Source organism: Nocardia nepalensis (assembly GCF_048910785.1).
Classification (GTDB): domain Bacteria; phylum Actinomycetota; class Actinomycetes; order Mycobacteriales; family Mycobacteriaceae; genus Nocardia; species Nocardia nepalensis.
Window position 1 is genome coordinate 306,599 of the sequence record NZ_JBKBET010000021.1, and the last position, 15,571, is coordinate 322,169.

Annotated in this window: 14 protein-coding genes; 6 read left to right on the forward strand and 8 right to left on the reverse strand. The window is 67.6% G+C overall.

All coding sequences use genetic code 11. From position 1 onward, the window contains the following. The first annotated feature begins 83 nt into the window (after positions 1 to 83). The gene (locus tag ACHQ4I_RS18350) at positions 84 to 2,036 is read left to right on the forward strand and encodes a gamma-glutamyltransferase family protein (RefSeq protein ID WP_420773005.1); all 1,953 of its coding nucleotides are present in this window, start codon (positions 84 to 86) and stop codon (positions 2,034 to 2,036) included. Between the two features lie 192 nt (positions 2,037 to 2,228). Here ACHQ4I_RS18350 and ACHQ4I_RS18355 read toward each other — a convergent pair whose 3' ends face one another. The 4 genes from ACHQ4I_RS18355 to ACHQ4I_RS18370 form a co-directional block, all read right to left on the reverse strand. Continuing rightward, positions 2,229 to 2,720 carry a PH domain-containing protein gene (locus ACHQ4I_RS18355; RefSeq protein ID WP_420773006.1) on the reverse strand — a complete coding sequence of 164 codons (492 nt, stop codon included), beginning with the start codon at positions 2,718 to 2,720 and terminating at the stop codon, positions 2,229 to 2,231. Positions 2,721 to 2,723: 3 nt separating this feature from the next. Then, positions 2,724 to 3,197 carry a 6,7-dimethyl-8-ribityllumazine synthase gene (gene ribH, locus ACHQ4I_RS18360; protein ID WP_364340246.1) on the reverse strand — a complete coding sequence of 158 codons (474 nt, stop codon included), beginning with the start codon at positions 3,195 to 3,197 and terminating at the stop codon, positions 2,724 to 2,726. Positions 3,198 to 3,231: 34 nt separating this feature from the next. After that, complete coding sequence (locus ACHQ4I_RS18365; protein ID WP_420773007.1) at positions 3,232 to 4,476, reverse strand: bifunctional 3,4-dihydroxy-2-butanone-4-phosphate synthase/GTP cyclohydrolase II; 1,245 nt, start codon at positions 4,474 to 4,476, stop codon at positions 3,232 to 3,234. A gap of 77 nt (positions 4,477 to 4,553) precedes the next feature. After that, a complete protein-coding gene (locus ACHQ4I_RS18370; RefSeq protein ID WP_420773008.1) occupies positions 4,554 to 5,177 on the reverse strand; it encodes a riboflavin synthase in 624 nt (207 codons plus the stop codon). 584 nt (positions 5,178 to 5,761) lie between these two features. Between ACHQ4I_RS18370 and ACHQ4I_RS18375 the strand changes: the two genes are divergently transcribed. Beyond that, complete coding sequence (locus tag ACHQ4I_RS18375) at positions 5,762 to 6,232, forward strand: hypothetical protein (protein WP_420773009.1); 471 nt, start codon at positions 5,762 to 5,764, stop codon at positions 6,230 to 6,232. A gap of 23 nt (positions 6,233 to 6,255) precedes the next feature. Here the strand turns inward: ACHQ4I_RS18375 and rpe are convergent, their stop codons facing one another. Beyond that, positions 6,256 to 6,912: a ribulose-phosphate 3-epimerase gene (gene rpe, locus ACHQ4I_RS18380; protein ID WP_420773092.1), complete on the reverse strand. Its 657-nt coding sequence runs from the start codon at positions 6,910 to 6,912 to the stop codon at positions 6,256 to 6,258. 96 nt (positions 6,913 to 7,008) lie between these two features. On the opposite strand from rpe, the gene ACHQ4I_RS18385 reads away from it, so the two are divergent. Both ACHQ4I_RS18385 and ACHQ4I_RS18390 read left to right on the forward strand, forming a co-directional pair. Beyond that, on the forward strand, positions 7,009 to 7,431 hold the full coding sequence (locus ACHQ4I_RS18385; protein WP_420773010.1) for an ATP-binding protein: 423 nt from the start codon (positions 7,009 to 7,011) through the stop codon (positions 7,429 to 7,431). Positions 7,432 to 7,484: 53 nt separating this feature from the next. Further along, positions 7,485 to 8,288, forward strand: coding sequence for a SigB/SigF/SigG family RNA polymerase sigma factor (locus ACHQ4I_RS18390; protein ID WP_420773093.1), 804 nt, complete (start codon positions 7,485 to 7,487; stop codon positions 8,286 to 8,288). 157 nt (positions 8,289 to 8,445) lie between these two features. Here ACHQ4I_RS18390 and ACHQ4I_RS18395 read toward each other — a convergent pair whose 3' ends face one another. The 3 genes from ACHQ4I_RS18395 to def form a co-directional block, all read right to left on the reverse strand. Next, on the reverse strand, positions 8,446 to 9,840 hold the full coding sequence (locus ACHQ4I_RS18395; RefSeq protein WP_420773094.1) for an RsmB/NOP family class I SAM-dependent RNA methyltransferase: 1,395 nt from the start codon (positions 9,838 to 9,840) through the stop codon (positions 8,446 to 8,448). A 671-nt stretch (positions 9,841 to 10,511) separates the two neighbouring features. Continuing rightward, complete coding sequence (fmt, locus tag ACHQ4I_RS18400) at positions 10,512 to 11,435, reverse strand: methionyl-tRNA formyltransferase (protein WP_420773011.1); 924 nt, start codon at positions 11,433 to 11,435, stop codon at positions 10,512 to 10,514. After that, positions 11,435 to 11,998, reverse strand: a complete 564-nt coding sequence (gene def / locus ACHQ4I_RS18405) for a peptide deformylase (RefSeq protein WP_420773012.1) — start codon at positions 11,996 to 11,998, stop codon at positions 11,435 to 11,437. The genes fmt and def overlap by 1 nt, the downstream gene beginning before the upstream one ends. A gap of 229 nt (positions 11,999 to 12,227) precedes the next feature. Between def and ACHQ4I_RS18410 the strand changes: the two genes are divergently transcribed. Beyond that, positions 12,228 to 13,622, forward strand: coding sequence for an ATP-binding protein (locus ACHQ4I_RS18410; RefSeq protein WP_420773013.1), 1,395 nt, complete (start codon positions 12,228 to 12,230; stop codon positions 13,620 to 13,622). After that, positions 13,619 to 15,568, forward strand: coding sequence for a vWA domain-containing protein (locus tag ACHQ4I_RS18415; protein WP_420773014.1), 1,950 nt, complete (start codon positions 13,619 to 13,621; stop codon positions 15,566 to 15,568). The genes ACHQ4I_RS18410 and ACHQ4I_RS18415 overlap by 4 nt, the downstream gene beginning before the upstream one ends. Positions 15,569 to 15,571: the final 3 nt, after the last annotated feature.

The following is a 15,571-nucleotide window of genomic DNA, read 5'->3' on the forward strand; positions in this document are numbered from 1 at the left end:
ATTCGGATCCGGCTCACCATGGCTGGGAGCCCACGGTGCTGGATTTCCCGCGACGTTCGGCGATCGGCGATACAGTGCCGTCCATGAGTCGCACGCGAGGAACCTGGGTCAGCGCCGCGGCGGCGCTCACGCTCATCATCGGCGTTGTCAGCGGATGTTCGTCCGAGGACAAACCGGCGAACGCGGCGTGTTCGGCGACGCCGAACGGCACCCCGGTGGTCGCGACCTCCGCGGGCGCGACGCCCGGCGCGACCAAGGATCTGAGCACCAATCCCGAAATCGCGACCGGCTACCGGTCCGGGATGACGGCCGTGCGCACCAAGACCTACGCGGTCTCGACGGCCAACCCGCTCGCCACCAAGGCCGCCTGCGAGGTGCTGAGCAATGGCGGCACGGCCGCGGATGCGCTGATCTCGGCGCAGACCGTGCTCGGATTGGTCGAACCGCAGGCCTCCGGCATCGGCGGCGGCGCGTTTCTCCTCTATTACGACGCCGCGAGCAACAGCGTGGAGGCCTACGACGGCCGCGAGGTCGCGCCCGCGGCTGCGACCGAGAACTATCTGCGCTGGGTCAGTGATTCCGATCGGACCGAGCCGAAGCCGAGTACACGCGCGAGCGGGCGCTCGATCGGCGTGCCCGGAGTCTTGCGGATGCTGGAAATGGCGCATCGCGACCACGGCAAGACCACCTGGCGGGACTTGTTCAACCCGGCCATCGGCATCGCCGACCAGGGTTTCCCGATCAGTCCGCGCCTGGCGGGTCAGATCGCCGAATCGGCCAAGGATCTGGCCGTTGACGAATCCGCGAAGGCGTATTTCCTCAATCCGGACGGCACACCCAAACGGGCCGACACCGTCCTGACCAACCCCGCGATGTCCAAATCCCTCAACGCCATCGCCAGCGACGGCGCGAATGCCTTCTACACCGGCACGATCGCCCGTGACATCGTCGACGCGGCCGCCTCCACCGCGGGCGGGCGCACGCCGAGCCTGATCACCGCCGACGACCTCGCCGGATACCAGGCCAAGAAGCGAACCGCGCTCTGCACCGGCTACCGCACGCACGAGATCTGCGGTATACCGAGCCCGTCCTCGGGCGGCATTACCGTCGCCGCCACCCTCGGCATCCTGGAGAACTTCGACCTGTCCGCGCTGAAGCCGGACAATATCGACAGCAACGGCGGCAAGCCGAAGGCCGATGCGGTGCACCTCATCTCCGAGGCCGAGCGACTCGCCTACGCCGACCGCAACAAGTACGTCGCCGATACGGATTTCATTCCGCTGCCCGGTAATTCGCCGCAGACCCTGCTGAACAAGGACTACCTGAAGCAGCGCTCCGGCCTGATCGATCCCGGCCACAGCATGGGCACCGCAAAGCCCGGCGATTTCGGCCCGGTTCCGCTCGGGGTCGGCCTGCAGCCGCCCGAGCACGGCACCAGCCATATTTCGATCGTCGACAAGTACGGCAATGCCGCCTCGATGACCACCACGGTCGAATCGGCCTTCGGATCGTTCCACCTGGTCGACGGATTCGTGCTGAACAACCAGCTCACCGACTTCTCCGCCGACCCGCTCGGCACCGACGGCGCCCCTGTCGCCAATCGCGTGCAGCCGGGCAAGCGGCCGCGCAGTTCGATGAGCCCGACCCTGGTCTTCGACCGCGCCGCCGACGGCTCCCGGGGCACCCTGACCCAGGTCGCCGGCTCACCCGGCGGTTCGGTGATCATCCAGTTCGTCGTGAAGGCCCTGATCGGCGTGCTGGATTGGGGCCTGGACCCGCAGCAGGCGGTGTCCGGGGTGGCCTTCGGCGCGGGTAACAGTCCGGCGACCGGCGTCGGCGGTGAACATCCCGCGATCAACGCCACCGATAACGGCGACCACGATCCGCTGGTCCTGCGCCTACGCGAACTGGGCCATCAGGTCTCGGTCGCCCCGCAGTCCAGCGGACTCAGCGCCTTGCAGCGCGACGGATCCGATGGCTGGATCGGCGGCGCGGACCCGCGGCGCGAAGGCGCGGTACTCGGCGACACCCGCTGACCATGGCTGCGCTATCCGGCTCATAGCATCGGATAGCGCGGCGGCCTGTTGTCGAGCGCCAGTTCGCGCTGGCGTTCGAACCCGAAACGCTCATAGCGCCAACTTGGTCGTCACCAGGAAACACGGATCCGTGATTCTTGATCGCTCAGCACCGACGAGAAACCCTTGCCCTGCGACTGCTGAAGCCGCCCGTCACTGCTGCGCGGCAGTGTATTTCGCGCCGAGCTCGCGCAGCTTATCCAGCGCCTCGGCCGCGCGTTCCTTATCGTTGGAGCGAATCGCCATCAGCGGCACGTAATCGTCGTCGACGAGTTCGAGGCGGGCCCAGGACTTCCGATCCGGGAACGAGACGCCGCGGATGTATGCCCAAGGGAATTCGGTGTCGCCCAGGACATTGCGTACCGAAACCCCGCGCTTGCCGACGCGCACCCGCGGCCGGGTCAGCAGCAGCACCGCCGCCGCACCGAGCACGCCGATGCCGATCATCGCGAGCTGATCCGCGAGCCGGAAGTTCACGCCCGTCGAACCGTGGCGCAACCAGATGCCCCCCGCGGTGAAACCTGCAACAAGCAGCACCGCCACCGTCCACGCGGTCCGGATCGCGCGATGCGGCCGCACTTCGAGCTCCCACTCGGATCCCGGCTCGGCGGCGGGGCCTCTGCGCCAGATGCGAACGACCGGCATGATCTAGGGCCGCAGCGCGCGCAGCGTGAGCGCGGCGTCGAGCGCTGCCGCGGCGGCCTGTTCGCCCTTGTTCTCGGCGGAGCCGGGCAATCCGGCCCGGTCCAGGGCCTCCGCCTCGTTATTGGTGGTCAGCACGCCGTTCGCGACGGGCGTGCCCGCATCCAACGAGACCCGAGTCAGACCGGCGGTCACCGCATCACAGACGTATTCGAAATGCGGTGTGCCACCGCGGATCACCACGCCGAGCGCGACCACCGCGTCATGTGAGCGGGCCAGCTCCTGGGCCACCACCGGCAGCTCCATCGCGCCCGCGCAGCGCACCACGGTGATGTGCTCGACGCCCGCGTCCTTGGCCACCTTCTCCGCATTCGCGACCAGCGTGTCGCAGATCTGGGTGTGCCAGCGCGATGCGACGATGCCGAGCTTGAGGTCCTTGGCATCCGACAGCTCGAAGCTGGGTACGCCGGTGCCGCTCATCGGTTTCCTTTCCGCACTGTGTAGGGGTGGAAGATCACTGCGCCGTCTCGCCCAGGTCGAGCTCGTCCAGCCCGATCAGGTCGTGCCCCATCCGGTCCCGCTTGGTGCGCAGGTACCGCAGGTTCTCCGCATTGGCGCGCAACGGCATCGGCACCCGCTCGGTGATCTTGAGGCCGTACCCGTCCAGTCCGACGCGCTTGGCCGGATTGTTGGTGAGCAGGCGCATGGACCGGATGCCCAGATCCACCAGGATCTGCGCGCCGGTGCCGTAGTCGCGGGCGTCGGCGGGCAGGCCGAGCTCCAGATTCGCGTCGACGGTGTCGTGACCGGAGTCCTGCAGCTGGTAGGCCTGCAATTTGTGCATCAGCCCGATGCCGCGACCCTCGTGTCCGCGCATGTAGAGCACCACGCCGCGATCCTCCTGGGCCACCATCTCCAGTGCGGCGTCCAGCTGGGGACCGCAGTCGCAGCGCAGTGAGCCGAAGACGTCGCCGGTGAGGCATTCGGAGTGCACTCGAACCAGCACATCGTCGCCGTCTTCGATATCGCCGCGCACCAATGCGACATGTTCGACATCGTCGTAGATGCTCTGATATCCGACGGCCTTGAATTCGCCGTGCGCCGTGGGGATCCTGGCCTCGGCGACCCGGATGACCTGCTTCTCGTGCTTGCGCCGCCAGGCGATCATTTCCGCGATGGAGATCAGCGCGAGGTTGTGCTCGTCGGCGAAGACGCGCAGCTCCTCGGTGCGGGCCATATGGCCCTCGTCCTTCTGGCTGACGATCTCGCAGATGACACCCGCGGGATGCAGTCCGGCCATCCGGGCCAGATCGACCGCGGCCTCGGTGTGGCCGGGGCGGCGCAGCACGCCACCGTCCTTGGCGCGCAACGGAACCACGTGACCGGGGCGGGTCAGATCGTCGGCCTTCGCATTCGGGTCGGCGAGCAGGCGCATGGTGGTGGCGCGGTCGGCGCCGGAGATGCCGGTGGTGATGCCCTCCCTGGCATCGACCGAGACGGTGTAGGCGGTGCCGTGCTTGTCCTGGTTCTGCGCGTACATCGGCGGCAGGCCGAGCCGGTCGCAGTCCTCACCCATGAGCGGCACGCAGATATAACCGGAGGTGTAGCGAATCATGAAGGCGACCAGCTCGGGGGTCGCCTTTTCCGCCGCGAAGATGAGGTCGCCCTCGTTCTCACGGTCCTCGTCGTCGACGACGACAACCGCCTTACCGGCGGCGATATCGGCGACTGCGCGCTCGATGGTGTCGAACCTGGTCACGTCTGCTGTGCTCCATCTCGAAATAGCTGCCTCACTACACTACGGCGTCGACTGCGCGTCGCCGCCGCCCGGCCGGATCAGCCGCGCTGTTGCAGGCGCTCTACGTACTTGGCGATGACGTCTACTTCCAGGTTCACCTTGGTGCCGACGACGGCGGTGCCGAGGTTCGTCATGGACAGGGTGGTCGGGATCAGCGAGACCTCGAACCAGTCGCGGTTGCCGTCGGCGGCGGGCGCGTCGGCAATGCCCAGACCCGAGACGGTCAGCGAGATGCCGTCGACGGTGATCGAACCCTTCTCCACTACATAGCGGGCGATCGCGTCTGGCAGCGAGATCCGCACGACCTCCCAGTTCTCCGACGGCGTGCGCGCGAGCACCGTGCCGGTGCCGTCGACGTGTCCCTGCACCAGGTGGCCGCCGAGCCGGCTGTTCAACGCGGCCGCGCGTTCGAGATTGACCCGCGAACCCGCGCCGAGCCCACCGATGCTGGAGCGGTTCAGCGTCTCCTGCATCACGTCGACGGTGAACGAATCGCCGTCGACCACGTCGACCACGGTCAGACAGACGCCGTTGACGGCGATCGAATCGCCGTGTCCGGCATCGGAAGTCACCAGCTTGCCGCGGATCGTCAAACGAGCGGCGTCGGCCAGCTCCTCGGTGGCGACGATCTCGCCGAGCTCCTCGACGATGCCTGTGAACATGCCTTGACTCCCTGTCGCGTCGTTTCTACGGTTGCCGAACAGCCGGGATCCGGCGACTATTCCCGTCGGCGCACCGGTCCCTGCTCAGCGTAACGACGCCGGGTCGTAGACGACAGCGCGGTTCCGCCCACCGGCCGGTCGAAACCGCGGCTCGGCGACATGGGCCGGAAGCAGACCCGCAGAGCAGACCACGCCGCACAGAACCAGCGTCGATTATTTTTTGATGCGAATTAATTCACGGCCGTGCGGAAATATCGCCGTTCACCCGCCGACGATAATTGTTTCATTCCTATTTTCCGGAACCGCGCTGCGGCATTTCACCCGTTGCACATAATGTCGAACTCGACGTTGTACCCACTCGAGACACGATTACACCGAAACCTTGCGCGGGCGAAAAAATGGTCGCAAGATTGTTATGCAGCTGATTCTTTTCGTTCAACTTCGACCCGATCAGTTCAGTGCGGAACGGTTCTACCCGGGGCCCCGACGCTGGCCCCGGCGAGTTCGACCAGGACATCCACCACTCGAGGAAGCCGAAACAGCACAGTGGGTCAAATCAGGTTCGACACTAATGGGGGTGTTGCGTGACCACACTTGTCGATTCGACGCTGGAAGTTCGCTGTGTGCAGTACCGGCGCGAATTTCATATGCCCGCGTCGATCGACCCGACCTCGCGCCGGATCCTGCTCCATATCGGCACCCATTACGGCGCCATCACCATGCCGGTCGATCTCGGCGAACAGGTGCACCGGCAGCTGGCACAGGCACAGATCGCCGCCCCGGTGGTCCACCACCCGAGGTCGAGACGCTGGACATTCATCACCGGACCGGCCCGCGCCGATATCCTCAGCGCGGCCGTCTCCGCGGAGCTGTTCCGGCTCTACGCGACCGTCGCCTGCACCGGAAGCCAGGTGGTGCTCCCCTCACCGGATGACGAGCGCACCGGCTATCGCACCTGGATCCAGCCGCCGGAGAACGCGACGACCCTGCCACCGCTCGGCGCGGTGATCGAGGCGACGCGAGCGCTCGGCAGTCGGAAAGCGCCGGCCCGCTAGGAGATTCGCCTCGTCCGGGTAATTCAGACCGCGCGCAATGCCGCGGCCTGCTGCCGCAGCTTTTCGACGGTTGCCGCCGGGTCGGTGGTGTTGTAGACCGCGGATCCGGCGACGAAACAATCGATGCCCGCCTCCGCGGCCGCCTCGATGGTGTCGGCATTGATGCCGCCGTCGATCTCCACGATCAAACGCAACTCGCCCGCGTCCACCAGCCGACGCACAATGCGCGCCTTCTCCAGCACGTGCGGAATGAAGGACTGCCCGCCGAAACCGGGTTCCACGCTCATCACCAGCAGCGTGTCGAAGTCACGCAGGATTTCCAGATACGGCTCGATCGGCGTATTCGGCTTCACCGAAAGACCGGCCTTGGCGCCGGCCGCGCGAATATCGCGCGCCACCGCGATCGGATCGTCGGTCGCCTCGGCGTGGAAGGTGACGTTATGCGCACCGGCCTCCGCATAGGGCGGGGCCCAGCGGCCCGGATCCTCGATCATCAGGTGGCAGTCCAGTGGAATGTCGGTCGCCTTCAACAGACTTTCGACCACCGGGAGTCCGAGAGTGAGATTCGGCACGAAGTGGGCGTCCATCACATCGACGTGCAACCAATCCGCGCCATGCACTGCCTTCGCCTCGTCGGCGAGGTGCGCGAAGTCGGCGGATAGGATGGACGGGGCGATCATCGGCGTGGTCGGGCGCGTAAACGTCGAAGCAGACACATCGCGGGAGCTTACCGGTACCTAGGGTTGCTCCGGCTGTGAGTGGGTAGCCTGCATAGGGTGATCAACATTTCGGCGGAACAGGGGCTCTACAGCACCCCGGTGGAGATTCGGGTGGCTGCGTCGGTGACGCAGCTGCCGATCGTGCGCGGGCTCGCCGAAACACTGGTGCTGCTCAGCGATTTCACCTTGGACGAGGTGGCCGATATCCGGCTGGCCGTCGACGAGGTGTGCTCGACCCTGATCGCGGTCGCGGCGCCGGAGTCCAGCCTGCACTGCCGGTTCACCGTCGGTGACCACGAACTACTCGTTCGCGTCACCGGGGTAGCGGCCACCGAGGGACTGCCGGATCAGCGCAGCTTCGGCTGGCATGTGCTGCGCACTCTCACCGATGACGTACAAGCGACACAAGATCCCTACGACGTGCCCGTTTCCGGATATCCGACGACGGTGGAGTTCCGTCGGGTCCGGGGGAAAGCGTAGTGGCGGACGAGAACACTGTGTCCGACGCCGAACGGGACGAGGACGTCGAACCCGTGCTGACCGAAGAAGCCGCCGAGGAAGTCGAAACCCTCCAGGCCTCGGGCGCGGGCTACGACGATGTCGGTGCGCTGTTCGAGCAGCTCGCCGCCGCCAAACCGGGCACCGCACGGCATAACGCGCTGCGCGCGGAGCTGATCAGCCGCTGCATTCCGCTCGCCGATCACATCGCCCGCAAATTCAGCGGTCGCGGTGAGCCCTTCGACGACCTCACCCAGGTGGCGCGGGTCGGATTGGTGCACGCGGTCGATCGTTTCGATATTTCGCGCGGCTCGAATTTCCTGTCCTTCGCGGTGCCGACCATCATGGGCGAGGTGCGTCGCTATTTCCGCGACAACACCTGGGCCATGCGGGTGCCCAGACGGGTGAAGGAGACGCATCTGCGGATCGGTGCCGCCATCGACTCGCTTTCGCAATCGTTGGGCCGCTCCCCCACCGCGAAAGAGATCGCCGCCGAACTCGATGTGGATCCGGACGAGGTGACCCAGGCCGTCATCGCGGGCAATGCCTACCAGCCGAGTTCCATCGATGCCGCTTCACTCGGCCGCGATACCGAGGCGTCGCTGCTGGACACCCTGGGCGAGGAGGAATCCCAATTCGACCGGGTGGAGGAGTATGTCGCGATCCGTCCACTGCTCGCCGGACTCCCGGAGCGGGAACGTCGCATCCTCACGATGCGATTCTTCGAATCGATGACCCAAACCCAGATCGCTCAGCGCATGGGCATCTCGCAGATGCACGTCTCCCGCATCCTCGCGAAAACCCTTGCCCGTCTGCGCGAGCAGTCGGCCCGCGACTAGAAACGCTCGGGTCGCTGTGGCTTCGAGCATTTCGCGCAGCTGATCGGGCTCGATCCGGTCCAGATCGATGAGGATGTAGGGGTATCCTGCCACGTCATCGCCATCCGGTCAGTCTGCGCCGTCGACCTGCCGAAGTCTTGGACAAATGTGATCGGTGCTATTCGACCGGTTTGCGCAGGGCCGCGAGGAACATGGCGTCGGTACCGTGGCGGTGCGGCCAGAGTTGAGCGCCCGGGCCGTCGCCGATATCGGTGACGCCCGGGAGGAGTTCGCGGGTGTCGAGTTGGATGGCACCGGTGCGGCGAGCGGCGTCGGCGACTACGGCGACGGTCTCCGGGAGATGGGGAGAGCAGGTCGAGTAGAGGACAACGCCCCCGGGACGCAGGAGATCCCATGCGGCGGCGAGGAGTTCGCGTTGCAGGATGACCAGTTCGGCGACGTCGGCGGGGGTACGCCGCCAGCGGGCCTCCGGGCGTCGGCGCAGCGCGCCGAGGCCGGTGCAGGGCGCGTCGACCAGGATGCGGTCGTAGCCGGGGGTGAGTCCGCTGGTGCGGCCGTCGGCGACGTGCACGTCGACGGGTAGGTCGTGGACCGCCTTGCGGACGAGTTCGGCGCGATGTTCGGCCGGTTCGACCGCGTCGACACGGTGTCCGTCGATCGCGGCGATCGCGCCGAGCAGGGCGGCCTTACCACCGGGTCCGGCGCACAGGTCGAGCCAGCGGCCGTAATCCGGACCCTCCAGCTCCGCGCGGGTCAGCGCGAGTGCGACGAGTTGACTGCCCTCGTCCTGTACGGCCGCCATACCTTCGCGCACGGGTTCGAGTTTGCCGGGATCGCCGCCGCCGTCGAGGTACACCGCGTACGGCGACCACTTGCCCTCTTCACCACCGGTCACCAGGGCCAATTCCTCGGCGGTGATATCGCCGGGCCGGGCGACCAGATGCACGATCGGACGAGCGTCATCGGCTGCGAGCACATCCCGCAGTTCCCCGGCCCGCGCGCCGAGCGCGTCCGCGAAGGCCTGCGCGATCCACACCGGATGCGCGAACTCGAAGGCCAGCCGCCCCACCGGATCTCGCGGCGCGAGTTGCGCCACCCACTCGTCGACGGACTTCTCCCCCGCCCTCCGCAGTACGGCATTCACGAAACCCGCCTTACCGGCCCCGAATTCCGTGCGCGCCAGCGCCACCGAGGTGTCCACCGCCGCGTGCGCCCCGATCCGAGTGCGCAGCAACTGATAGACCCCGAGCCGCAACACATCCAGCAGCGGCCCATCGATCTCCTCGACCGGCCGCCCCGCGCCCGCCGCGATCACCGCGTCGAGCAACCCGAGCGAACGGCAAGCCCCGTAGGTCAATTCGGTCGCCAACGCCGCATCGCGCCCCGAGATCCGCCGTTCCCGCAGCAGCCCCGGCAGCACCAGATTCGCGTATGCCTCCCGCTCCCGCACCGCCCGCAATACATCCCGCGCCACCAGCCGCACCGGATCGGCGGACCCAGCGGATTCCTTGTGCCGCCCGTGGCCCTTCGGCGAATCCCCACGCCCGCTCACCGGCCGGGCAGAACCACTCCGCTCGGATTTGCCACGCCCGCCACCCGGTGCGGCCGCACTCGCACGGCCCGTCCGATTCGACCGACGCTCATCGCCCCCCTTGCCCTGCCGCCCCTCGGTCCATCCTGACGAACCGGACTTCGCCGCACCCGAACGGCTCCCCCGCGGTTCACCCGACGCACCGGTCCCTTGCGAACGATCGCTCCGACCGGCCGCACTCCCGCGCCCGACCGGCTTGCCTTGCCCGGCATCCGCGCGACTTCCGCCCCGATCGGCGCGCGCTGCGTCGCCCTGCCACCCGCCGCGCGGCGCGGAGTGTCCTTTGCGCTGCGACGAACTGTCCCCCGATGATGCGGATTTACGCTGTTCGGTCATATTCCGCCGCTCTGATTGGGTCCGCCGCGCATCGCCGCGGATCTGGTCGGTGCGCCACGGCCGGGCTTCGTCCATATCCCGGTGCGCCGGATTGTTCCTGGTGCGCGCGTTGTACTGCGCGCGCGTGCCGCCGCGGTCGTCGTCCCGCCGCGCCGACACCGAATTCTTCTGTTGTGCACCGCTTTTCGCTGACGTCGCGCGGGCGAGCCAACCGGAGTCGACGGATTTCTGCACGGACTTGCGGTTACCCGGATCGGCGGCCGCGCTGCGGCCGTGCGGGCGGCGCTCGGGCGTCGTCACTCGACCACCGCGCCGGGCTGCAGGCGGGCGCCGCGGGCCCAGTCCAGGGCGGCCATCATGCGCTTACCTTGCGGCTGAACCTGATCGAGGCGGACCGCGGTGGTGGCGGTGCCGACGAAAACGCCGGACTTGCGGACCTCGATGGTCCGTTCCGGCAGGACTTCCTCGACCATCTCGACAGGGCCGAGCTTGAGACGGGTGCCATTGACCTCGGTCCAGGCACCGGGTGCCGGGGTGACCGCGCGGATGCGGCGGTTGATCGCCAGTGCGGGCTGGTCCCAGCGGATGTGCCCGGCCTCGACCGGCACCTTGGGCGCGTAGGAAACGCCGTCATGGGATTGCGGAACCGCGTGCAACGTCCCGTCTTCCACGCCGTCGAGCGTCTTCTCCAGCAGCACCGCCCCGGTGTGAGCGAGCCGGTCGAGCAGTGTGCCCGCCGTATCGGTCACCGCGATCTTCTCGGTCACCACGCCGAAGACCGGCCCGGTGTCCAGGCCCGCCTCGATCTCGAACGTGGACGCGCCGGTGATCTCGTCACCCGCGTCGATCGCCGCCTGCACCGGCGCCGCGCCGCGCCAGGCGGGCAGCAGCGAGAAGTGCAGGTTGATCCAGCCGAAGCGCGGAATGTCGAGCACCTGCTGCGGCAGCAGCGCACCATAGGCCACCACCGGACAGCAATCCGGCGCCAATTCGGTGAGCTGCTCGATGAATTCGGGTTCGGCGGGACGTCGGGGCATCAGGACCGGAATGCCGTGCTCATCGGCGAGCCGCCCGACCGGCGACCGCTGCACCTTGCGCCCACGCCCGGCGATCGCGTCGGGGCGAGTGAGTACGGCAACGACCTCATGCCGCTCCGAATCGATGAAACGCTGCAGCGACGGGACCGCCGGTTCCGGTGTACCCGCGAAGACGATGCGCATCAGCGACCCCGTCCGAACGGTCCGGCCTCGCTCGACCCGAGCGCACGCGAACTGCGCACGGTGATACCCGCACTGAACCAATCGGATTCGCGAATGGTGCGCATCGCCTCCTTGCGTTGCGCGGGATCGAGCCGATCGATGAACAGCACGCCGTCCAAATGGTCGGTCTCGTGCTGAACGCAACGGGCCAGCAGCCCCTCGGCCGCGAACTCGACCGGCTTACCGTCCACATCGACACCGGTGGCACGCACCCGAAGCGCGCGCCGCGTGTCATAACGCACCCCGGGAATCGACAGGCAGCCCTCGGGGCCGACCTGTTCCTCCGCACCGACCACCTCGTAGGTCGGATTGATCAGATGCCCTCTGGCGTCCTCGGTGTCGTAGACGAAAACCCGCAGACCGACGCCGATCTGCGGCGCCGCCATGCCGACCCCACCGTCGTCGTGCATGGTGTCGGTCAGATCGGTGACCAACTGCCGCAGCTCACGATCGAATTCGGTGACCTCCGCCGCACGCGAACGCAGAATGGGATCGCCGAAGAGGCGAACGGGCTGAATGGTCACGGCGGCGACTCCCGAAAACGATGAACACGGTCGATTCATTCTAGATAGCGACCCCGTTCACACCGATCTCCCCGACCGAAGGGGGAAAAGCTGGTAAAACTCCAGTGCGGTCCGGGCGGGGTGTCGATACCTCCGCCCGGCCGCCCGTGCCTGTCAAGCTTATTTCCGGCATGTTTCCGTGCGCTGCTCCACGTCGACCCGATCGCGGAACCGACGTAGCGTCGAAGGGGTGATTGTTCCAGAACATCTGCCGACAACCGTGGGCGAGTTGCGGGCGGGCGGCCATCTGCCGCGCAGCGTGAAGACCGAGATTCGCGAGAACCTGTTGTCCCGGTTGGGTTCCGGCGGCGATCCCTGGCCGGGGATCGTCGGCTTCGATCGGACCGTCCTGCCGCAGTTGGAGCGCGCACTGCTGGCCGGCCACGATGTCGTGCTGCTCGGTGAGCGCGGCCAGGGCAAGACCCGGCTGCTGCGCACCATGGTCGGGCTCCTCGACGAGTGGACACCGGTCATCGTCGGCACCGAATTGGGCGAGCACCCGCTCGAACCGATCAGCCCGGCCGGCCGCCGACTGGCCGCGGAATTGGGCGATGACCTGCCGGTTACCTGGCGGCACCGCTCGCAGCGCTACGCGGAAAAGCTCGCAACACCGGACACCTCCGTCGGCGACTTGATCGGTGACGTCGATCCGGTCAAGGTGGCCGAGGGCCGCAGCCTCGGCGATCCGGAGACCATCCACTTCGGACTCGTGCCGCGCGCCCACCGCGGCATCGTCGCGATCAACGAGCTGCCCGATCTCGCCGAACGCATCCAGGTCGCGCTGCTGAATGTGATGGAGGAGCGCGACATCCAGGTCCGCGGCTACACCCTGCGCCTGCCCCTCGACGTGCTGCTCGTGGCCACCGCCAACCCCGAGGACTACACCAACCGCGGCCGGATCATCACACCGCTGAAGGACCGGTTCGGCGCGGAGATCCGCACCCACTACCCGCTGAGCGTCAAGGCCGAGGTGGCGCTGGTCCGGCAGGAGGCCGAACTGGTCGCCGAGGTGGGCGACCCGTTGATCGAGGTGCTGGCCCGGTTCGTCCGGCACCTGCGCGATTCGTCCGCGATCGACCAGCGCTCCGGTGTGTCCGCGCGTTTCGCGGTCGCCGCCGCCGAAACGGTGGCCGCCGCCGCGCTGCGCAGGTCGGCGCTCACCGGCGAGCACCCCGCCGTGGCACGACCCGTCGACCTCGAATCGGTGCCCGCGGTGTTGCGCGGCAAGCTGGAGTTCGAGTCCGGTGAGGAAGGCCGTGAGCAGGAGCATCTCACGCATCTGCTGCGGCGATCGTTCGCCGAGACGGCGAGTGCGCTGCTCGGTGGGCTGAATCTGCGGCCATTGGCAGAGGCGGTCGGCGACGGTCATCTGGTCACCACCGGCGAGCGCGTGCCCGGCCAGGATGTCCTGTCCGCGTTGCCGGAACTGCCTGTCCTGCACGAGGTCGCGCAGCGGCTCGGCGTCGGCGCCACCGAACCGCCCGCCCGGATCGCTTCGGCGGTCGAATTCGCGCTGGAAGCCCTCTATCTGGCTCGCCAGGTGGCCAAGGATTCCGACGACGGCGTCGCGGTGTACGGCTCGTGACCCCCGATCGCTACGCCTACGGGCCCTATCACGACGGTCCCGATCCACTGGCACCTCCGCTCGATCTACGGGAGGCGCTGGACCAAATCGGGCGCGATGTGATGGAGGGCAGTTCGCCCCGCACCGCGCTGGAGGAGCTGCTGCGACGCGGCATGCGCGATATGCGGGGACTGGACGAGCTGACCCGGCAGGTCTGGCAGCGCCGCGCCGAGATCGCTCGACAACACCGGCTCGACGGCACCCTGCAAGAGGTCCGCGAACTGCTCGAGCAGGCACTCGAAGCCGAGCGCCGCGAACTGTTCCCGGATCCCTCGGACGACGCCAGATTCGCCGAAGCACAACTGGACGCACTGCCGCCGAGCACCGCGGCCGCCGTCAACGAGCTGGCCGAATACGAGTGGCGATCGGAAACCGGCAGGCAGAACTACCAGAAGATCCGCGACCTGCTCGGTCAGGAACTGCTCGAATCCCGGTTCCAGGGCATGAAACAAGCGCTGCAGAACACCACACCCGAGGACGTCGAGCGCGTCGGACGAATGCTGTCCGATCTGAACGACCTGCTCGCGGCGCATGCTCGGGGCGAGAACACCGAGCAGCAGTTCGCCGAATTCATGGCCGAGCACGGCGATTTCTTCCCGGAGAATCCGCGCAATACCGATGAGCTGATCGATGCGCTCGCCGCCAGGTCCGCCGCCGCACAACGCATGTTGAACTCGATGTCCGCCGAACAGCAAGCAGAACTGGCGCAGCTGATCGGGCAGGCATTCGGCGATCCGCGCATCGCCGAGCAGGTCGCCGCCCTCGACGCCGCCCTGCGCGCGCTGCGGCCGGGCGAGGACTGGGACTCCGCCCAGCGCTTCCGCGGTAACGATCCGTTGGGTCTCGGCGCGGGCACCCAGGCCCTGCAGGACCTCGCCGAACTGGACGCACTCGCCGAGCAGCTCGGCCAGTCCTACCCGGGAGCCAGGCTCGAGGATATCGACCTGGACGCCCTGACCCGCCAACTCGGCGACGCCGCCGGCGTGGACGCCGCTCGGCTGGCCGATCTGGAGCGCGAACTGCGCAGACAGGGCGTATTCGAACGGGCGCCGGACGGCTCACTTCGGTTGACGCCCAAGGCTTTGCGACGGCTCGGCGAGACCGCGCTGCGTGCCGTCATCGGCCAGTTGCGGTCCCGTCGCGGCGAGCGGGATACCAGGTTGGCCGGTGCGGCTGGCGAGCCGACGGGCGCCACCCGGCCATGGCAATTCGGTGACACCGAACCGTGGGACGTGCCCAGGACCGTACGCAACGCGGTGCTGCGATCGATGTCGGTGGGCAGTCGCAGTGTCGCGCTGGACGTTTCCGATGTCGAGATCATGGAAACCGAACAGCGGTCGCGGGCGGCCGTTGCCCTCTGTGTCGACACATCGTGGTCGATGGTGCAGGAGGGCAGGTGGCTGCCGATGAAACGCACCGCTCTCGCCGTGCATCAGTTGATCAGCACCCGGTTCCGCTCCGACGCGCTGAACCTGATCACCTTCGGCCGACACGCCACGACCGTCGACATCGGCGAACTGACCGCGCTGGAAGGCGTTTGGGAACAGGGCACCAACCTGCACCACGCACTATTGCTGGCCGGACGGCACCTGCGCAGGCATCCGGACGCCGTACCCGTCGTGCTCGTCGTGACGGATGGCGAGCCGACGGCTCACCTGGAGCCGGACGGTGCGGCGTACTTCAACTGGCCTCCGGAACCGCGCACCTTGGCCGTGACCATGGCACAGGTGGACGCCCTGGCCAAGCTGGGCGCGTCGGTCACCGTATTCATGCTCGGCGAGGACCCGAGCCTAGCCGCATTCGTCGACCTGGTGGCCCGCCGCAGCGGTGGTCGCGTGGTGGCGCCGGACCTGGATGGTCTCGGCGCCGCCGTGGTCAGCGACTACCTGCGTGGCAGGCGCGGTTGATCC